We start from the raw sequence: 19,220 nt of genomic DNA on the forward strand, positions 1-19,220 counted from the left end.
TGTCATGGCTGCGTTAGGTTTAGAGCCATGCCCTCGCGCCTCTTCATCGCATCCCGCATCGAAGACCGACTCAACCGTCTCGCCAACCGGTTCCTCGGCAGACGTGGCTGGCAGGAGTCGATCGTCGCCTTCACCGGATACGGAACCACGGAGCAGCTGCGCGTCCTCGCCCGCGTCGTGCTGCGTCCCTCCGAGGATCTCGGCATCGTGCAGGCCGCCCAGGCCCTGATGTACCGCCGCGGCTGGCGCAACTTCATGAACGCCGCGAAGCCGGGAGCACAGGTCACCGTCGTGATCGGCGAGACCCGCATCCCGGTCGAGGCGGACCGCGGCGGCTACATCGACGTCCGGGTCAGGAACCCTGGGCTTCCCGCGGGCTGGCACACGGTCACGCTGGAGGGCGCGGGAGGATCGTCGACACTTGTCAACATCCAGGTGATCGGAGACGACGTCACCTTCGGCATCGTGAGCGACATCGACGACACCATTTTGTCCACGCTGCTTCCCCGTCCCTTCATGGCGGCGTGGAACTCGTTCATCCTCACCGAACAGGCAAGGCAGGCCGTCCCGGGGATGGCACGGCTCTACCAGCAGCTGCTCGGGGCCCACCCCGGCTCCCCCATCATCTTCATCTCCACCGGGGCCTGGAACACCTATCCGATGATCCAGCGCTTCGCCGCACGGCACGGCATCCCGCAGGGCGCGATGCTGCTGACGGACTGGGGCCCGACCCAGACGGGCTGGTTCCGCAGCGGCACCGACCACAAGCGGCGGTCCCTGCGCGAACTGGCCAGGGATCTGCCCAACATCCGCTGGCTGCTGGTCGGCGACGACGGGCAGCACGATCCCGATCTCTACGCGGAGTTCGCGACCCTGCAGCCCGAGCATGTGCGGGCGCGCGCCATCCGGCAGCTCAGCCCCGGCGAGCACACGCTCGCGCACGGCCTCCCGATGGAGGTCGAGTCCGATCAACGCTGGGAGCCGGACATCGCCCCGGAGGTCCGCGCCCCCGACGGCGACGGCCTTGGCGAGGAGCTCGCAGCACTCTGCAGCCCGACACAGCACGACGCTCAGCGGTAATTCCGCCTGCACGGGCTAAACTCCCCAGGTTGCGAGCCGTCGATGGCCCGCCCTGCGGACCTCCCGGTCGCGCCCGCCGCCCGGCCAGCCGGGTCGCGGCAGGATCGCAACGAACCTCAACGTCACAGCACTAGGAGTCCACATGGCGAAGTCGAGCGTCGACGACGATCGGCTGGAAGAAGAGCACATCCTCGACGTCGACGTGACGCAGGAGATGGAGGCCAGCTTCCTGGAGTACGCCTACTCCGTCATCTACTCCCGTGCCCTTCCCGACGCCCGGGACGGCCTCAAGCCCGTCCAGCGGCGCATCCTGTTCTCGATGGACGAGATGGGAGTGCGGCCCGACCGCGGTCACGTGAAGTGCGCCCGCGTCGTCGGCCAGGTGATGGGTCTGCTGCATCCCCACGGGGACGGCGCCATCTACGACGCCCTCGTCCGCATGGGCCAGCCCTGGGCCGTGCGACTCCCCCTGATCGACGGTCACGGCAACTTCGGCTCCCTCGACGCCGGACCGGCCGCGATGCGTTACACCGAGTGCCGGATGGCCAACCCCGCCGTCGCCATGACGCGGGGCCTCGACCAGGACACGGTCGACTACAAGCCGAACTACGACGGCAAGGAGTCCGAGCCGGTCGTCCTGCCCGCCGCCTTCCCCAATCTTCTCGTCAACGGGGCGACCGGCATCGCGGTCGGCATGGCGACCAACATCGCCCCGCACAACCTGATCGAGGTCGTCGCCGCCCTCCGCCAACTCCTGCGCAACCCCGAGATCGGCCTCGACGAGCTGATGCGCCACATCCCCGGCCCGGACTTTCCGACCGGCGGAAAGATCATCGGCCTCGACGGCGTCCGGGACGCCTACGCCACCGGTCGCGGCACCTTCAAGATCCGGGCAACGACCAGGATCGAGAAGGTCACCCCCCGCCGCATGGGCATCGTGGTGACCGAACTGCCCTACATGATCGGCCCCGAGAAGATCATCGAGCAGATCAAGAAGGGCGTCGACGACAAGAAGATCACCGGGATCGCCGACGTCAAGGACCTGACCGACCTCGTCAACGGCACCCGGCTCGTGATCGAGGTCAAGAACGGGATCAACCCCGAGGCCCTGCTCGAGCAGCTCTACAAGGCGACAAAGCTCGAGGACACCTTCGCGATCAACGCCGTCGCACTCGTCGAGGGCCAGCCGCGCACGCTCTCGCTGAAGGAGATGCTGGAGGTCTACCTCGCGCACCGCATCGAGGTGACGCTGCGTCGCTCCACCTTCCTGCTGAACAAGGCCGAGGAGCGCCTCCACCTCGTCCGCGGCCTGATCACCGCGATCGCCGACATCGACGACGTGATCGCGATCATCCGCACCTCCGACGACGCCGCCCAGGCGCGGGAACGCCTGATCGGGGCCTTCGACCTCACCGAGGTGCAGGCCAACTACATCCTCGACATGCAGCTGCGCAGGCTCACCCGCTACTCCACGATCGAGTTGGAGAAGGAGGCGGACGAGCTGGCCGGCCAGATCGGGGGACTTCGCGACATCATCGACAACGACCATGTGCTGCGCGACCTCGTCGGAGACGAGCTTGCCCAGGTGGCGAAGGAGTTCGGTACCCCGCGCCGCACCGTCCTGCTCGCCTCCTCCGGGGCGCCGACGGCGACCAAGGCGACCCCGCTCGAGGTGCCGGACGACCCGTGCTGGGTGCTGCTGAGCGGCTCCGGCCTTGTCGCCCGCACCGACGCGCTCGCCCCGCTGCCGACGGAGGGCCGGGCCGCACACGACGTGGTCACGGCGAAGCTCGCCACCACCGCGAAAGCCGAGTTCGGCGTGATCACCAACCACGGCCGTCTGCTGCGCTGCAGCGCGATCGAACTGCCCACCGTCCCCCTGACCGCCTCGGCGCCGAATCTGCAGGGCGGCAGCCTCGCCGCCGAGCTGTGGCCGCTCGAGCAGGGTGAGCGTCCCGTCGGGCTGACCACCCTCGATCCGGACTCGCTCGGCCTGGCCCTCGGCACGGAGCGCGGCATCGTCAAGCGGGTGAACCCGGAGCAGCTGAGCAAGGACGCCTGGGACGTGATCCGGCTCGAGGACGGGGACCAGGTGGTCGGCGCCGTCGAGCTGACCGACCCGGAGGTCGACCTCGCGTTCATCAGCAGCGATGCGCAACTGCTGCACTTCCCCGCCTCGTCCGTACGCCCACAGGGTCGCTCCGGCGGTGGCATCGCCGGCATCAAGCTCGCTCCGAAGGCCCGCGTGATCTGGTTCGGTGCGGTGCGCTCCGAGACCGACGAGGTGGTCACGATCTCCGGGTCCTCGTCCTCCCTGCCCGGCACCGAGACCGGCTCGGCGAAGGTGACGGCACTTGCCGAGTACCCGGGCAAGGGACGCGCAACGGGAGGCGTTCGCGCCCACCGGTTCCTGAAGGGCGAGGACACGCTGCTGATCGCGGCCATCGGGCCGGCCCCGGTCGTGGCGGGCGCGGCCAGCGGTTCACCCGTCGAACTGCCGAGCGTCCGTGGCCGCCGCGACGGCTCAGGAACCCCCGTCGCACAACCGGTGACGATGCTCTCCGGCCGGGGTGGGCACAGCCCCGAACCGACCGACAGCGGAGTACAGTCGCTCTTCGACGAGGAGTGATACATGAGTTTTGACGATCTGCTGGAGAACAACGCGGCCTATGCGGCCACCTTCACCGACTCGAACTTCGACGGTGTGGCCCGGGCAGGAGTGGCGATCGTCACCTGCATGGATTCCCGGATAGAGCCACTTGCGATGCTCGGCCTCCATCTGGGGGACGCGAAGATCCTGCGTTCCCCCGGTGGCCGTGTCACGACCTCGGTCCTCAACGGCTGCGTGCTCGGGGTCCAACTGCTCCAGGTGGACCGGATCATGATCATCCCGCACACCCGCTGCGCGATGGCCACCGGCACGGACGAGGACGTGCGCAGGAAGATCAGGGACACCAACGGCGTCAACGCGTCGTGGATGACCTTCGGTGCCTCACCCGATCAGATGACCCGCGTCCACGAGGACGTCGAGATGGTGCGCTCGCATCCGCTGATCGACGGCCGCGCCGAGGTCGGCGGCTTCATGTACGACGTCGACACCGGCCGGCTCAAGCAGCTCATCTGACCGCGTTCACGCCCCGACGAGCGTGGGCGGAAGCAGCGCCTCGTGGGCCTGCCTGATGTGCGCCTCCACCTTGTCGGCTGCGAGCGCCCCGTCGCCGAGGCGGAGTGCCTCGAGGATGGCCGTGTGCTCCACGTTCAGCTGCGCCCGCAGACGCTCCCAGTCCGGCAGGACCTCTTCGGCTTTGAGGATGGGCCGCGCAACCGCCTGACGGATCGCGACCGTGACGTCGCGGATGAGACGGTTGGCCCCGATCCGCGCGATGGCGACGTGGAAGGCGGTGTCGATCTCGTTGAACGCCGCCGCGTCGGGCGTCTCGCGCATCTGGGCGAGCATCGCCTCGAGCTCGTCCAGCGCCTCGGGCGTGCAATGCAGTGCGGCCGCCGTCGCCGCGGCCCGCTCCAGAACCACCCGGGTCTCGGTGACCTCCCGGAAGGAGATCGCATCGAGGGCGACGTGGAGCTTCAGGATCCTGCCGAGCGCCTGTCCCTGACTCGCGGAGACGCGGGTTCCCCCGCCGGGGCCGGTGTGCGAGGTCACGACTCCCTGCGCCTGCAGCACCTTGATCGCCTCGCGGACCGCACTGCGGCTGGCGCCCAGTTGGGCGGAGAGCTCACGCTCGTTCGGCAGTCTGTCTCCAGGCGCAACACGCCCTTCCAGGATCTCTCCCGTCAGATGATCGAGAACTGCCTCGAATCCGCCCGCTCCAGTGGTCATGACCCCCATTGTTCCGCATTCGCGCAACCACGCACATCGGTGCCGACAAGGCCGGACCTTCCTTAATCCGGAGTTGGTCTGACCTAAATGAAAGTCTCGTGTTACGTTTGGGCTGACCAGCCTCCGGCTGGACTGTTACACGGACAACGGAGTTCCACATGTTCACACCGCCACTCGAGCCGCTGGGGAGCCTCACGCTCTCAGCCCTCGTCGCGCTCCTGCCCCTCCTGGTGATGTTCTTCACCCTCGGCGTCCTCAAGTGGAAGGCGCACTGGGCAGGTCTCAGCTCTCTCGCCACCGCGTTGCTTGTCGCGATCTTCGCGTTCAAGATGCCCGCCGGGCTGGCCCTTCTCGCCGGCACCCAGGGCGCGGTCTTCGGCCTCTTCCCGATCACCTGGATCGTGCTCACCGCCATCTGGCTGTACCAGGTGACGGTGGTCAGCGGACGTTTCGAGGACCTGCGCGCCACCTTCGGCCTTGTCTCGGACGACCCGCGCATCCTCGCGATCCTGATCGCGTTCTGCTTCGGCGGCCTGATGGAGGCACTTGCGGGCTTCGGCGCCCCGGTCGCCATCACCGGCGTCATGCTGATGTCGATCGGCTTCTCGGCCTTCCGCGCGGCCATGGTCGTGCTGCTCGCCAACACCGCCCCGGTCGCATTCGGCGCGGTGGCCATCCCGATCATCACCGCAGGCAACCTGACCGGCATCGACTACCACCACATCGGTGCGTACGTCGGCCACCAGTCCCCCGTCCTCGCGCTGTTCGTGCCCCTGCTGCTCATCCTGCTCGCCGACGGCAAGAAGGGCCTCAAGCAGGTCTGGCCGGCCGCGCTCGTGATCGGCGCCTCCTTTGCCGTGGCGCAGTGGATCTCCGCCACCTACCTCTCGGTCGAGCTGACCGACGTCATCGCCTCGCTGTTCGCGCTCGCCGCGGGAGTCGTGTTCCTCCGCTTCTGGAAGCCGAAGGGCGGCGACGAGGCGCTCGAGCGTCTTGCCGCCGAGCGCAGCCACGAGAAGCTCGAGGACGTCGCCGAGGCCGAGGGCCAGCCGACCGGCCCGCTCACCGGCGGCCGCATCTTCATGGCGCTTTTCCCCTATCTGCTCGTCATCGTCATCTTCTCCGCCGCGAAGCTGATCCCCGCAGTCGTCTCGTTCCTCGCGAGCACCGACCTCAAGATCAAGTGGCCCGGCCTCTACGGCAACCTCCTGACCGCTGCCGGCGAACCCGCGACCACGGCGATCTTCAACTTCCAGTGGCTCTCCAGCCCAGGCACGCTCCTGGTGATCACCGCGATCATCGTCGGTCTGGTCTACCGGGTCTCGTTCAAGGACATGGTCGGCGAGCTGTGGGCGACGGTGCACAAGATGCGCTGGTCCGCGCTGACCATCGCCTCGGTGCTCTCGCTGGCCTACGTGATGAACATGTCCGGCCAGACCATCACCATCGGCAGCTGGATCGCAGGCGTCGGCACGGCGTTCGCGTTCTTCTCCCCCATCCTGGGCTGGATCGGCACCGCGGTCACTGGCTCCGACACCTCGGCCAACGCGCTGTTCGCGACGCTGCAGCAGACGACCGCTGAGAAGGTCGGCCTCGATCCGACGCTTCTCGTCGCCGCCAACACCACCGGCGGCGTCGTCGGTAAGATGATCAGCCCTCAGAACCTGGCCATCGCATGCTCCGCCGTCGGACTGCTCGGCGCAGAGTCGCAGCTGTTCCGCCGCGTCATCTGGTGGAGCCTCGGGATGCTCGTGGTGCTGTGCCTGCTCGTCGGGCTGCAGTCCACCCCCATCCTCAGCTGGATGCTTCCCACCTTCAACTGACAGATTGGACGTTCTCGACGTGTTGAGCCCTGGAAGCCGCGTGGCGCTGTTCGCCACGTGCATCAACGACACAATGAAACCATCGATCCCGATCGCCACGGTCAAGCTCCTTGAGCGACTCGGGTGCACGGTCTCGTATCCGGAGAAGCAGACCTGCTGCGGCCAGATCATGACCAACACCGGCTATTACAAGGAAGCGCTGCCGACGGTGCGCAACTACGTCGACTCGTTCGAGGACTACGACTACATCGTCGGCCCCTCGGGCTCCTGCGTCGGCTCGGTGCGCGAGCAGCATGCCATGCTCGCGCACCGAGCCGGCGACGGTGGGCTCGAGGAGGCCGCGACGGCCGTCGCCGGGAGGACCTATGAGCTCACCGAGTTCCTGGTCGACGTGCTGGGGGTCACCGATGTCGGCGCCTACTTCCCACACCGGGTCACCTACCACCCCACCTGCCACTCCATGCGCATCACCAAGGTGGGCGACCGTCCACTGCAGCTGCTGAGGGCGGTGCGCGGCATCGACCTGGTCGAGCTGCCCATGGCGGACCAGTGCTGCGGTTTCGGTGGCACCTTCTCGGTCAAGAACCCGGACGTCTCGATCGCCATGGCCTCGGACAAGGCTCGGCACGTGCGCTCCACCGACGCCGAGTACCTCGTGGCGGGCGACCAGGCCTGCCTGATGAACATCGGCGGCATCCTGCACCGGCAGCGCTCCGGCATCCACACCATCCACATCGCAGAGATCCTCGCCAGCACCGAGAAGGAGGTGTCCGTCGCATGAGCACACGCGAACGACTCACGCCTGAACCACCGAGCTGGCTCGGCATCCCTCCCTTCCCCGAGGCGGCCAAGGCCGAGCTCGGCAAGGCCCAGCAGCGCAAGAATCTGCGCCACGCCACCGCCACGATCCGGACCAAGCGCGCAATCCGTGCCGCTGAGGTCGACAACTGGGAGGAGCTGCGCACCGCGGCAGCCCAGATCAAGGACCGCGTGGGTCGTCACCTGGACCACTACCTCGTCCAGGCCGAGAAGGCGATGACCGAGGCCGGGATCACCGTGCACTGGGCCCGCGACGGCGACGAGGCTAACCGGATCGTGGGCGAGATCGCCAAGGCGAAGGGCGTCGACGAGGTCGTCAAGATCAAGTCGATGGTCACGCAGGAGACCGACCTCAACGAGCACCTCGAGGAGATCGGCATCGCCGCCTGGGAGACCGACCTCGCGGAGCTGATCGTCCAGCTCGGCCACGACCTGCCCAGCCACATCCTCGTCCCCGCGATCCACCGCAACCGCTCCGAGGAGCGCGAGATCTTCACCACGGAGATGGGCCGGTACGGCACGCCCGCACCGGAGGGGCTCTCCGACGAGCCGGCCGAGCTCGCGGCCGCCGCCCGCACCCATCTGCGGGAGAAGTTCCTCCGCGCCAAGATGGCGATCTCCGGCGGCAACTTCATCGTCGCCGAGACGGGCACGCTTGTCATCGTCGAGTCCGAGGGCAACGGGCGCATGTGCCTCACGCTCCCTGAGACCCTCGTCTCGGTGGTGGGGATCGAGAAGATCCTGCCCACGGTTGAGGACCTCGAGGTGTTCCTGAAGCTGCTTCCGCGCTCCTCCACGGGTGAGCGGATGAACCCGTACAACTCCTTCTGGACGGGCGTCACCCCCGGTGACGGCCCGCAGGACCTGCACGTGGTGCTGCTCGACAACGGTCGCACCAACGTGCTCGCCGACCCGGAGGGACGCGCCACCCTGCGCTGCATCCGCTGCTCGGCCTGCCTGAACATCTGCCCGGTGTACGAGCGGGTCGGCGGCCATGCCTACGGCTCCCCGTACCCGGGACCCATCGGTGCCATCCTCGGCCCGCAGTTGCGCGGGCTGGACGAGGCCCGCGACAGAGCGCTGCCGTACGCCTCGACACTCTGCGGCGCCTGCAACGAGGTCTGCCCGGTGAAGATCCCCTTCACCGACATCCTCGTCCACCTGAGGCACAAGGTGGCCGAGTACAAGACGTCGAAGCATCCGACCGTTGAACAGGGCCTGATGAAGGGCGCGGGCTGGGTCATGTCCGACGGCAGGCACCTCGCGCTCGCGCAGCGGGCCAGCAGGACCGCTGGCCTGCTGGTGAAGGGTCGCTGGCTCGGCCCCATGCCGATCCCGCTCGCCGGGCGCTGGCTGCAGGCCCGCGACGTCGAGGCCCCGCCGACCGAGACCTTCCGTCAGTGGTGGAAGAAGAACCGAGGAGACAAGTGATGAGCGCACGCGAAGAGGTGCTGCGCCGGATCCGGCGGGCCACGAAGGACGTCACCGAGCCCGACCCGGCGCTCGACGTCCCCGTCGACTGGACCTACGGCCGCGCACTGGACACCCCGGACGTCCTCGCCGACTTCGTCGAGAAGGTGGAGGACTACAAGGCGACGGTGGTGCGCGTCGACGAGGCAGGCGTCGGCCAGGCGATCGTCGATGCCCTCGCCGAGCTCGGTGCGATGAGCACCGTGCTGCCCGACGGCCTTCCCTCCCAATGGGACGAGACCGTCGTCGACTCCGGGATCGCGGTGCACCGGGACCATCCGGAGCTGAGCCGCGCCGAGCTCAACGTGATCGACGCCGTCGTGACCACGGCCGCGGTCGGCATGGCCGACTCGGGCACGATCGCCCTCGACCACGGAGAGGGTCAGGGACGGCGGGCGCTCACCCTGCTCCCCGACCGGCACATCTGCGTGGTGCGCTCCGACCAGGTGGTCAGCGACGTCCCGGAGGGCATCGCCCGGCTGGCACCCGGGATCCGCTCGCGCCGCCCGGTCACCTGGGTGAGCGGCGGATCGGCAACCAGTGACATCGAACTCATCCGCGTCGAGGGCGTGCATGGCCCGCGCAGGCTGTGGGTGATCCTGGTCGACTGACCCAGAGACCACAGGGCCCGGCGGATTGAAGCTCCCGCCGGGCCCTGTCTCTGTGCTCAGGCGTCGATGCGGTCGGCCTCGAGCGCGTAGGCCCCCTCGACGATGAACTCCTTGCGCGGGGCGACGTCGTTGCCCATCAGCATCTCGAAGACCCGTTCGGCGTTCGCCGCGTCATCGACGGTCAGCCTGCGCAGGGTGCGATGACGCGGGCTCATGGTGGTGTCCGCCAGCTGGTCCGCGTCCATCTCGCCAAGGCCCTTGTAGCGCTGCGGTTCCTTGAACTTCTGGCCGCGCTTGGTCAGCTCGGCGAGCTTGCGCTGGTACTCGGCGTCGGAGTACGTGTAGATGTACTTGTCCAACCCCTTCTTCGGGTTGATCAGCTCGAAGCGGTGTAGAGGCGGCACCGCCGAGAAAACGCGGCCAGCCTCCACGAGCGGGCGCATGTAACGGAAGAACAGCGTGGCGAGCAGGCAACGGATGTGGGCACCGTCCGAGTCGGCGTCGGCCATGAAGATGACCTTGCCGTAGCGGGCGCTCTCCGGGTCGAAGGTGCGTCCCGAACCGGCACCGACGACCTGGATGATCGACGCACACTCGGCGTTCTTCAGCATGTCGCCGACAGAGGCCTTCTGCACGTTGAGGATCTTTCCCCGGATCGGCAGCAGAGCCTGGAACTCGGAGTTGCGCGCGACATTTGCCGTGCCGAGCGCCGAGTCGCCCTCGACGATGAACAGTTCGGTCGCGTCGACGTTGTTCGAGCGGCAGTCCTTCAGCTTGGGGGGAAGGCTCGAGCTCTCGAGCGCGTTCTTGCGTCGCTGGTTCTCCTTGTGCGCCCGCGCCTGGACGCGGGTGCGCGACGCGGAGACCACCTTCTCCTGCAGGGTGCGTGCAAGTTGGCGCGTCTTCGGCGCGCTGAGGAAAGTCCCCATCTCGGACTCGACGACCTTCGCGACGAGGCGCTGCACAGGCGGGGTGCCGAGCACCTCCTTCGTCTGACCCTCAAACTGCGGTTCGGCGAGCCGGACCGTCACGACCGCAGTGAGACCCTCGAGGCAGTCGTCCTTGACAATCTCCTCGCCCGCCTTGAGCAGGCCGCGGGTGCCCTCGAACGACTTCACGAAGGCCTTCGTCAGCCCGCGCTCGAAGCCGCTGACGTGGGTGCCGCCCTTGGGGGTGGCGATGATGTTGACGAAGGAGCGCAGCACCGAATCGTAGCCTGTCCCCCAGCGCACCGCGATGTCGATCTCGAGGTCGCGTTCGACGTCGGTGGCGGTCATCGAGCCCGCCTCGTCGAGCATGGGGACCGTCTCGACGAAGGAATCGCGGCCCTGCAGGCGGATCACGTCCGTGAGCGGCGCGTCGGGTGCGAGGAAGTCGGCGAACTCGGTGATCCCGCCCTCGTGCAGGAAGGACTGCTTCGACGGTTCGGGACCCCGGTCGTCGTCGACCTCGATCTTGAGGCCCGGCACGAGGAAGGAGGTCTGGCGGGCCCGGTCGTGCAGCTGGTTGATCGACAGTTCGGCGTCGGCGAGGAAGATCTGGCGGTCGGGCCAGTACCTGACCCGCGTGCCGGTCTTGGCCTTTGCCACCCGACCAACCTTGCGCAGCCCGGACTGCGGGGTGAACGCCGCGTCGGGACCGTCGCCGTCGAAGACACCGGGGACGCCTCGCCGGAAGCTCATCTCCCAGGTGGAACCGCCGCGGTCGACCTGGACGTCGAGTCGCGAGCTGAGGGCGTTGACCACGGAGGCACCGACGCCGTGCAGGCCGCCGGTGGCGTTGTACGACGAGTTGCCGAACTTGCCGCCCGCGTGGAGCTTGGTGAAGACCACCTCGACGCCGGAGAGGCCGGTGCGCGGCTCGGTGTCGACCGGAATGCCGCGCGCATGGTCGTGCACGATGATCGACCCGTCGGCCGCGAGGGTGACCTCGATCTCTTCGCCGAAGCCGGAGAGCGCCTCGTCGACCGCGTTGTCGATGATCTCCCAGAGGCAGTGCATCAGTCCCCTGGTGTCGGTGGATCCGATGTACATGGCGGGGCGCTTGCGGACGGCCTCGAGGCCTTCCAGGACGAGGAGGTTCTTCGCCTCGTAGTCGCGCGAGTGCTGCTGCTTGCTCTTGGGGGTCTGCACCGGTTCAGATTACCCGCACCCGCCGACGTACTCCGCAAGCGAAACGCCAGCGGAGCTTGGCCGGGAACATTGTGTGGCCCGGGTACGTTGGACACTGTAGAAAGAGAACAGAACGGGAGGCCACCATGACCGAACTCGCTACGGACCCCACCCTGACCGCGATCGACCGCTGTGACCGATGCGGAGCCCAGGCCTACCTCCGCGTCTTCCTCCGCTCCGGCGGTGAGCTGCTCTTCTGCGCCCACCACGCCGCGGCGCACCGGGAGAAGCTGAACGAGGTCGCGAGCCGGATCCAGGACGAGACGGCCAGGCTCAGCCAGCAGTGAGCCAGCGCTCGATCAGGTGACGGGCGATCGACGCCCCACCTGGCAGCACAACTTCACCAGAGGACACGGCGGCGGCGAGATCCGCGCGGGTGTGATAGGCACCCTCGACGATCTCGTCGCCGTCGACGTGTATCCGGGAGTCGACGGCGCGCGCCTCGAAGCCGAGCATCAGCGAACGCGGCATCGGCCACGGCTGGCTGCTGACGTAGCTGAGCGAGGCGAGCCGGACGCCCACCTCCTCGAACACCTCGCGGTGGCAGGCCTGTTCGGCCGACTCCCCCGCCTCCATGAAGCCGGCGATGATCGACACCCGGCGCTGCGGCCACGCCGAGTTCCTGGCGAGCAGGAGCCTGTCGTCCGGATCGGTGATCGCCACGATGATGCTCGGATCCATGCGCGCGAAGGCGAGCGAGCCGCACGCGGTGCAGCGCCTCCGGGCACCGCCGAGGTCGGGCACCGTCGGTTCCCCGCACCGCTCGCAGGCGGGCGACGTCGCGTGCCAGCGGGTGAGGAAGACCGCTGCGGCTAGCGGATCGTGCTCGCCCTCCGGGGCCTCGCGCCACGTGACCGACTCCCCGTCGATGCCTGCGACCGGCCGCACGAACCACGCCCTGCCCTCGAAGACGCCGAGGTAGATGTCGTCCGGTCCGCGCGGACCCCTCGTGTTCTCGGTGACCGGGCTGGCGTCGCGGGCGGCGATCTGCCCGTCACCGTCGACGCGCAGCACCACCCCGTGCCGCCACGCGAGGTCGAGCTGTTCCTCGGAGCGGGCAAGCGGCACCCGGTCGAGCGCCGACGGCTGGTTCCAGTGGCTCACCCGTTGTCTCCTGCCTGCAGGGCGGCGTCGATCAGGGCGTCGGGCGCCTCGACCATCCGGAGTTGATCGACGAGCACGTGGTAGAACGCGGCTGCGACCCGTGCCGGGTCGACTCCGCGGGCCTCCGCCCACGCCTGACGGTACACCGCGAGCTGCAGCGGGTCGGCTCGTCGGGCCGAGGTCTTCCAGTCGACCACCAGGTAGTCGAACTCGCCGCTCCATGCGTAGACGGCGTCGATCCGGCCGCGGAGGATGTGCGCACCGCGCCGCATCAGGAACGGAACCTCCACCCCGATGGGAGCCCGGTCCGCGAACTGCCCACGCTCGAAGGCCTCGACCAGCCGGGTCAGCTCCTCCGGCTCGGCCGTCGGTTCGGACTCGACCTCGTCGAAGGCGACCGGCAGCTCGAAGCGTTCCTGCAACCAGGCGTGGAAGCGGGTGCCGACGCGGGCCTCGGTCGACGGAGGTCTCGGCATCCGACGCAGCAGGGTCGTCGCGAACTGGGCAGGGTCGTTGCGCAGCGCCATCAGGGCCGTCGCCGAGAGTCCGTCGGGCAGTTCGACCGAGCGGTCACGGCGCCGGGCGAGCAGGTCGGCGAGGTGTCGGGCCGAGTCGTCCCAGGACGCCACCTGCGCTGCCTCCTCCTCGGTCAGCGTTCCCGACTCCCAGGCCCAGGCGTCGCGCGTGGCCTCATCCTCGCCCGCCACCTCGCGGGCCTGCCTGACAAGGGCGCCTGCGGCCCTTCTGCGGGTCAGCGCCTCCGGATCGGGGCTGGAGGGCCACTCCATTCTCGCCGGCTCGGCTGGGACGGGGTTCTCGTCGAGGCCACGGTTGGCCTCGTCGAAGAAGGTGCCGATCGCCTCTGCCGCCGCGCGGATGACGGAGAAGTACACAGACTCCCGGCGCGGCCTGACGTTGCCAGGGGTCCACACGTGGGCCGAGGCGACGAGGAGCTGCTTCGCCCGTGTCGCCGCGACGTAGGCCAACCGGTCCTCCGACAGCCGGTGCTCTACCTTGAGCGCATCGCGGTAGGCGCCGAGCCCGTCCTTGGTGTAGTCGTGCAGCTGCGGGATCGCGGACGCGTCGCCGCGCAGCGTTGCCGGGAGCGTCTGCGCCCGGCTCGGCCACACCCCCGAACGCGACTCGGAGGGAAACACCTTGTCGACGAGGCTGGGCAGGTAGACCGTGTCCCATTCGAGGCCCTTTGCCCGGTGCACCGTCATCAGCTTCACGGAGTCGTCCTCGCTGGGCACCGCCTGCATCAGCCCCTCGCCGAAGTCCTCCTCGGCGTCGAGGTAGGCGAGCAGGCCGGTGAGCGACCCGTCGCCGTCGACGTCGGTGTAGCTGGCCACCTCGGCCAGGAACCGGGCCACCTGGCCGGTGTCGTGACCGGTCGACAGCAGTTCGGCTTCGAGGCCGAGGGTGGCGATGACGCGGGTGACCAGGTCGGCCACCGGCTCCGCGGCGTGCCGCCGTAGCCCGGAGATCTCTGCGTGGAAGCGCGCCAACCGCTCACGGCCCGCGCCGCTGATGGGCGCCTCTCCCGGATCCGCGACGGCGTCGAGCAGGCAGACGCTCTCCCCAGGATCAGCCTGGGTGACCGCGTGCACCAGCGCCTCGTCGAAGCCGGAGGGCGGTGTCGCCTGGGTCGCCAGCTCCTGCGACCGCCTGCCGAGCGCCTCGAGATCTGCCAGGCCGATCGACCAGCGCGGCCCGCTCAGCAGCGCGACGACGTCGGGATTGGCGGTGACGTCGTCGAGCACCCGCAGCGTCGAGACGATAGGTGCGATCTCGGGCAGGCCGAGCAGGCCGCCGAGGCCAACGATCTCCACGGGGACGTCCCGGTCGCGCAGCGCCTCGAAGATGGGCGCGAGCAGGCCGTTGCGCCGGACGAGGACCGCCTGGTCGGCCCAGGTCACGCCGGTCGCGTGGCGTCCGATGACCGTCTCGACCAGCCAGTCGACCTCGTCGCGGAAGGTGTCGAACGTGGCGGCGGCCACCGCACCGGGGGGCGCTGTCTGCGGGGCGACGAGCGCGACCCCCTGCTCGCCCGGTTCGGCCCGCAACCCGGCCGCCAGCGCATTGCCGACGTCGAGAATGCGCTGGCCGCTGCGGCGGTTGATGCTGAGGCTGAGCCGCGAGGCAGGTGAACCGTCGCCGCGGCGGAACTGGTAGGGGAACTCGAGGATGTTGCCCGCTGCCGCACCGCGCCAACCGTAGATCGCCTGGTACGGGTCGCCGACGGCGGTGACGGGGAACCCCATCGCGTCGGAGCTCGGTGGACCCGTGAAGAGGGCCCGCAGCAGTTGGGCCTGCGCCGACGACGTGTCCTGGTACTCGTCGAGCAGCACGACCCTGAACCTGTCGCGCAGCTCTCTTCCCACCTCGGGCACCTGGGTGACGAGCCGGACGGCCTCCCGGAGCTGATCGGCGAACTCGACGACGCCGAGGCGCCGTTTCAGTTCCTGATACTGCTGCACCAGTTGCATCAGCTCGCGCCGCTCGGCACCGGCGTCGAGGGCCGCCGCGACGTCGCGCATCGTCTTTCCCCGGTAGAGGGGGGCCTCCGCGAAGCGCTGATCTGCCCGTCTGGTCTCCTCGAGGACGGCCTCGGCGTCGACAAGGTGGGACTGCATCTCGGCGTCGAGGGCGAGGATCCGCTCGGGGATCGAGTGGTGGCTGAGCCGGCTGATGCTGCGGAAGGGGCCAGGTGCGTCGGCGACCACCCGGGTCGCCAGCCGGAACCGGCTCGCCCCCGTCACCATCACCGGGTCGCGGTCGATGCCGATCCTGAGGCCGAACTCGGAGACGAGGCGCGCGGCGAACGAGTCGTAGGTCATCACCAGTTCGGCACCCTCGCCGTCGGCACCGGTCAGCACCCCCGCCCTGGAGAGGGCGCTGGAGATCCGCTCCGCCAGCTCGGCAGCCGCCTTGCGCGTGAAGGTGAGGCCAAGCACCTGGTCGGGTCTGACCTGACCGGTGCCGACGAGCCAGACGACCCGCGCGGCCATCACCGTCGTCTTGCCGCTGCCCGCGCCCGCGATCACGACCGCCGGCTCGAGCGGGGCGGTGATGGCGTCGAGCTGCTCCTCGGAGAACGGGATCTGCAGGGCGTCGACGAGTTGTTCGCGGGTGCTGAGCAGGGCACGGCGGATAGGATGGATCGTCATGGCTTCGCCTTTCCTGCCCTGTTCTGGACCGGGCACGACGTGGCGAACTGGCAGAACCGGCAGGCCCCACATTCCACGGCGTCGAAGCGACCGCCTCGGACGATGTCGACCGCCTCCGCGATCCGGTCGTGTACCCAGGTGGGGCCGACGGCCAGTTCGTGGTCCGGAAGCTCCGGCGCATCGTCGATCGAGGGCTGCGACACGAGCGCAGGCAGGCTCTCCCCCGCGCGGACGAAGGCGAGCGCGGGGGGTGCCACGCGGCGCTCGCCCCCGGCGACATCGTCGAAGCCGCCGAGGCTCGTGGCCAGCTGGTAGACACCGAGTTGGGCATGGTCGGTGACGTCCGACTCACGCAGCACACGGCGCCCCGTCTTGAGGTCCACCACCCGCAGCCGACCGTCGGGCTCCCGCTCGAGCCGGTCGACCGTGCCGATCAGGACGACCTCACGATCCTCGATGCGCATCGGCACGCGGAAGTCCTTCTCGACGGCGACGAGCTCGTTCAGGCCGGTGCTCTGGTAGCGCGCGAAGCGATCGAGCGCCTGGTCGATCTCCGATCGTTCCGTCGCGGAGAGCCACTCCGCCTCAAACGGGATCTGCTGCCACACCCGGTCGAGCTGCGCGCGCATCTGGTCGGCCGAGAGCCCCCCTTCCGCGGCCTGCTTCGCGATGAGGTGCACGATGTCACCGATGGAGGCCCGCGACTGGCGGCCGCCCTCCGCCTTCGCCCTGCGCGACAGGAACCACCGCCTTGGGCACTCGAGCAGCGCCTCGAGGGACGATCCGGTGATGGTGATCGGCCCTCCCGTGTCGACCCCGGAGGACGACGGGGGGTCGATGCCCCACCAGTGGTCCGGATCGGCTCCCGGAAACCCGGCGCTCGAGTCGGGGGCAGCCACCCCGGCGAGGCGGGCCAGGCGGACGGCCGCCGCGCGCCGCAGCCCCGGTGAGGCCGTCTCGTCCTCCAGGGTGCGGCGGAGACTTCCCACGAGCGCGGCGCTGGAGAGCAGCTTGTCCGGCCGGCCGTGGATGCGCTCGACGGTGATGCCGAGTTCGGCGAGGAAGCGCGAGGCGCGCCCGCCCTCGCCGTCGACCCCTTGGACCGCGCTGACCCGCAGCGCGCTGCGGGCACGGGAGCACGCGACGTAGAAGAGCTGGCGTTCGGGGATCAGTTGGAGGCTCTGGCCGGGGGGCGCGAGCTGGTCGGCGTCGATCCGCCAGGCGTCGAGCAGCAGCCCGGCTCTGGTGAGCCTCGGCCACAGCCCCTCCTGGACGCCGATCACCCAGACCTGCTCCCATTCGAGGCCACGCGTGCGGTGAGCCGTCATCACGCGCACGCCCCTGCTCTCGGCCGAGAGCTCGCGCCCCGTGTCTGCCGGGATCTCCTGCCCGGAGACCTCGGTGAGGAAGGTGCGCGCGCCTGCGGCTCCCCGCAGGTCGTCCATCCGTTCCGCCAGGTCGAACAGCTCGACGATCGCGTCCAGATCGGCGTTTGCCCGCCGCGCGGCGTGCAGCGCCTGTTCCCGGAGTCGGGTGGGCCAGTCGGTCCCGTCCCACAGCTCCCAGAGCGCCTGCTGCACCTCGGCACCGGCTTCGAGGCGTCTCGCGGTTCTGCGCAGCAGCCCGGCCAGCGATCTGGCGGCTTCGGCCTCTGGCAGCTCGATGCCGTCGAGCAGTTCCGGTTCGGCGAGGCAGCGGCCGAGCAGCGTCGCGGAGGTGCCGAGGTTGCGGTGCCCGGCGAGCAGGGCACGGGCGAGCCGGCGCTGCGAGACACCGTCCAGACCGCACAGCGGGGACGACAGGAGCAGGCGCGCCTCGTCCGACTCCGGCGCACCGCCACGGGCGGCCACCTCCAGCGCGAGCAGGAGCGTGCCGACCCCCGGCTGCTCGGCAAGCGCGATCTCGTCTCCGGAGACCTCCACCGGCACCCCGAGCCGGATCAGTTCCTTCGCGACGGCGCTGAGCTGCGTGCGGCCGGCGCGGGTGACCACGACGAGATCGGACCAGCGGGCGCCGCCGTAGCTGACGGCGTGGCGCAGCTCGGCGGCGACGTGGGCCAGCTCCGCCGACTCGTCGTCGAAGACCCGTGCCTCGACGAGGCCGCCCGGGGCGGCCGCGCTGAAGGCGGGGGCGGCGGTGCGTTGGTCGAGCCGGGAGTCGATGCAGGCCAGCGCCTCCGTGACGGACGCGCTGCACCTGAACCCCCGCGTCAGCCGCAGCTGGCGGGCGTCGGCGCCTCCGAGATCGGCCATCGCCGTCGGGCTGGCGCCCCGGTAGCCGCCGATGCGTTCGTGCGGATCGCCGACGGCGAGCACCGGGACGCCCAGCCGCGCAAGGTCGTTGATCAGCCCGACCTGGGCGGCATCGGACTCGTGGGCGTCGTCGACGATCACGGCGTCGAAGGACGCGCGCACCCCGTCGGCCACATCCGGCTCGGTCAGCAGCAGGCGGCAGCGGTAGACCAGTTCGGCGTAGTCGAGCGTTCCCGAGAAGTCCCCGATGGTGAGATAGCCCTCCATGAAGCGGGCCGCCGCGGCGAACAGGTCGTCCTGCGCCCCGGCGGCGAGAGCGGCGAGTCCCTCCGAGTCGAGCGACAGCTGCCGGGCCCGGGCCAGCACCTCACGCAGCTGCCTTGCGAAGGCGCGGGTGCCGAGCGCGGGGCGAACCGACTCCGGCCACGCGTCGGCAGGGGCACCGGCCAGCAGCTCACGGATCCGCGACTCCTGCTCCGGGGCCCGCAGCAGCCGCCAGGGGCTGTCCTCGTGCGGCCAATACCTGCCGAGCAGCCCGAGCGCGAGGCCGTGGATCGTCGTGACCTGGGCGGAGGTCTGGGCGCGGTCGAGCCGACGGGTGATGTCGCGGCGCAACTGTTGGGCGGCGCTTCGCGAGTGTGCGAGCACGATGACCCGCTCGAGCGAACTGCCGCCTGCCACCCGGCCCGCGGCCGCTTCGGTGACAACGAGACTCTTGCCCGTTCCCGGCCCGCCGAGGACGACGGTGACGCCAGAGGCGGGCGCGGCGGCCACAGCCTGTTCCTGTGTGAGTTCGGGGATCTGATGGGGCCTCGGGGGCGCGATCCGGAAACTCATGGAGCCAATGCAACCACCTCCCACCGACTTTTCAATCCCCGGGTC

Annotated in this window: 13 protein-coding genes; 8 read left to right on the forward strand and 5 right to left on the reverse strand. The window is 69.5% G+C overall.

Annotation, left to right across the window (positions count from 1 at the left end; all coding sequences use genetic code 11):
* Window positions 1-27 precede the first annotated feature (27 nt).
* The 3 genes from BW733_RS17320 to BW733_RS17330 all read left to right on the forward strand — a co-directional run bounded on the left by BW733_RS17320 (window position 28) and on the right by BW733_RS17330 (window position 4,204).
* Complete coding sequence (locus BW733_RS17320) at window positions 28-1,080, forward strand: App1 family protein phosphatidate phosphatase (protein ID WP_077352520.1); 1,053 nt, start codon at window positions 28-30, stop codon at window positions 1,078-1,080.
* A 142-nt stretch (window positions 1,081-1,222) separates the two neighbouring features.
* A complete protein-coding gene (locus BW733_RS17325) occupies window positions 1,223-3,709 on the forward strand; it encodes a DNA gyrase/topoisomerase IV subunit A (RefSeq protein ID WP_077352522.1) in 2,487 nt (828 codons plus the stop codon).
* Window positions 3,710-3,712: 3 nt separating this feature from the next.
* The gene (locus BW733_RS17330; RefSeq protein ID WP_077352524.1) at window positions 3,713-4,204 is read left to right on the forward strand and encodes a beta-class carbonic anhydrase; all 492 of its coding nucleotides are present in this window, start codon (window positions 3,713-3,715) and stop codon (window positions 4,202-4,204) included.
* A gap of 6 nt (window positions 4,205-4,210) precedes the next feature.
* Here the strand turns inward: BW733_RS17330 and BW733_RS17335 are convergent, their stop codons facing one another.
* The gene (locus BW733_RS17335; RefSeq protein ID WP_077352526.1) at window positions 4,211-4,918 is read right to left on the reverse strand and encodes a FadR/GntR family transcriptional regulator; all 708 of its coding nucleotides are present in this window, start codon (window positions 4,916-4,918) and stop codon (window positions 4,211-4,213) included.
* A gap of 158 nt (window positions 4,919-5,076) precedes the next feature.
* Between BW733_RS17335 and BW733_RS17340 the strand changes: the two genes are divergently transcribed.
* The 4 genes from BW733_RS17340 to BW733_RS17355 all read left to right on the forward strand — a co-directional run bounded on the left by BW733_RS17340 (window position 5,077) and on the right by BW733_RS17355 (window position 9,641).
* A complete protein-coding gene (locus tag BW733_RS17340) occupies window positions 5,077-6,741 on the forward strand; it encodes an L-lactate permease (RefSeq protein ID WP_077352528.1) in 1,665 nt (554 codons plus the stop codon).
* A 73-nt stretch (window positions 6,742-6,814) separates the two neighbouring features.
* Complete coding sequence (locus BW733_RS17345; protein ID WP_237268427.1) at window positions 6,815-7,522, forward strand: (Fe-S)-binding protein; 708 nt, start codon at window positions 6,815-6,817, stop codon at window positions 7,520-7,522.
* Window positions 7,519-8,991 (forward strand): lactate utilization protein B, encoded by a 1,473-nt coding sequence (locus BW733_RS17350; protein WP_077352530.1) that lies wholly within the window; start codon window positions 7,519-7,521, stop codon window positions 8,989-8,991. The genes BW733_RS17345 and BW733_RS17350 overlap by 4 nt, the downstream gene beginning before the upstream one ends.
* The gene (locus BW733_RS17355; RefSeq protein ID WP_077352532.1) at window positions 8,991-9,641 is read left to right on the forward strand and encodes a LutC/YkgG family protein; all 651 of its coding nucleotides are present in this window, start codon (window positions 8,991-8,993) and stop codon (window positions 9,639-9,641) included. The genes BW733_RS17350 and BW733_RS17355 overlap by 1 nt, the downstream gene beginning before the upstream one ends.
* A gap of 56 nt (window positions 9,642-9,697) precedes the next feature.
* Here the strand turns inward: BW733_RS17355 and BW733_RS17360 are convergent, their stop codons facing one another.
* A complete protein-coding gene (locus BW733_RS17360) occupies window positions 9,698-11,773 on the reverse strand; it encodes a DNA gyrase/topoisomerase IV subunit B (protein ID WP_077352534.1) in 2,076 nt (691 codons plus the stop codon).
* Window positions 11,774-11,898: 125 nt separating this feature from the next.
* On the opposite strand from BW733_RS17360, the gene BW733_RS17365 reads away from it, so the two are divergent.
* Window positions 11,899-12,099, forward strand: a complete 201-nt coding sequence (locus BW733_RS17365; RefSeq protein WP_077352536.1) for a DUF7455 domain-containing protein — start codon at window positions 11,899-11,901, stop codon at window positions 12,097-12,099.
* Here the strand turns inward: BW733_RS17365 and nudC are convergent.
* Genes nudC through BW733_RS17380 form a run of 3 tightly spaced genes read right to left on the reverse strand, consistent with a single transcriptional unit; the run spans window position 12,086 to window position 19,175 of the window.
* On the reverse strand, window positions 12,086-12,916 hold the full coding sequence (nudC, locus tag BW733_RS17370) for an NAD(+) diphosphatase (RefSeq protein ID WP_161490285.1): 831 nt from the start codon (window positions 12,914-12,916) through the stop codon (window positions 12,086-12,088). The genes BW733_RS17365 and nudC overlap by 14 nt on opposite strands.
* On the reverse strand, window positions 12,913-16,086 hold the full coding sequence (locus tag BW733_RS17375) for an ATP-dependent DNA helicase (protein WP_161490286.1): 3,174 nt from the start codon (window positions 16,084-16,086) through the stop codon (window positions 12,913-12,915). Before BW733_RS17375 ends, nudC begins: the two co-directional genes overlap by 4 nt.
* Window positions 16,083-19,175, reverse strand: coding sequence for an ATP-dependent helicase (locus tag BW733_RS17380; RefSeq protein WP_077352543.1), 3,093 nt, complete (start codon window positions 19,173-19,175; stop codon window positions 16,083-16,085). The genes BW733_RS17375 and BW733_RS17380 overlap by 4 nt, the downstream gene beginning before the upstream one ends.
* Between the last annotated feature and the right edge of the window lie 45 nt (window positions 19,176-19,220).

The organism is Tessaracoccus flavescens, assembly GCF_001998865.1.
Classification (GTDB): Bacteria; Actinomycetota; Actinomycetes; order Propionibacteriales; family Propionibacteriaceae; genus Arachnia; species Arachnia flavescens.

Excerpts from the sequence above, each read along its gene's own strand:
- BW733_RS17380 (WP_077352543.1), bottom strand. The coding sequence starts at position 19,175 with ATGAGTTTCCGGATCGCGCCCCCGAGGCCCCATCAGATCCCCGAACTC.
- BW733_RS17365 (WP_077352536.1), top strand. The coding sequence starts at position 11,899 with ATGACCGAACTCGCTACGGACCCCACCCTGACCGCGATCGACCGCTGT.
- BW733_RS17335 (WP_077352526.1), bottom strand. The coding sequence starts at position 4,918 with ATGACCACTGGAGCGGGCGGATTCGAGGCAGTTCTCGATCATCTGACG.
- BW733_RS17340 (WP_077352528.1), top strand. The coding sequence starts at position 5,077 with ATGTTCACACCGCCACTCGAGCCGCTGGGGAGCCTCACGCTCTCAGCC.
- BW733_RS17320 (WP_077352520.1), top strand. The coding sequence starts at position 28 with ATGCCCTCGCGCCTCTTCATCGCATCCCGCATCGAAGACCGACTCAAC.
- BW733_RS17325 (WP_077352522.1), top strand. The coding sequence starts at position 1,223 with ATGGCGAAGTCGAGCGTCGACGACGATCGGCTGGAAGAAGAGCACATC.
- BW733_RS17330 (WP_077352524.1), top strand. The coding sequence starts at position 3,713 with ATGAGTTTTGACGATCTGCTGGAGAACAACGCGGCCTATGCGGCCACC.
- BW733_RS17345 (WP_237268427.1), top strand. The coding sequence starts at position 6,815 with ATGAAACCATCGATCCCGATCGCCACGGTCAAGCTCCTTGAGCGACTC.
- BW733_RS17355 (WP_077352532.1), top strand. The coding sequence starts at position 8,991 with ATGAGCGCACGCGAAGAGGTGCTGCGCCGGATCCGGCGGGCCACGAAG.
- BW733_RS17350 (WP_077352530.1), top strand. The coding sequence starts at position 7,519 with ATGAGCACACGCGAACGACTCACGCCTGAACCACCGAGCTGGCTCGGC.
- BW733_RS17375 (WP_161490286.1), bottom strand. The coding sequence starts at position 16,086 with ATGACGATCCATCCTATCCGCCGTGCCCTGCTCAGCACCCGCGAACAA.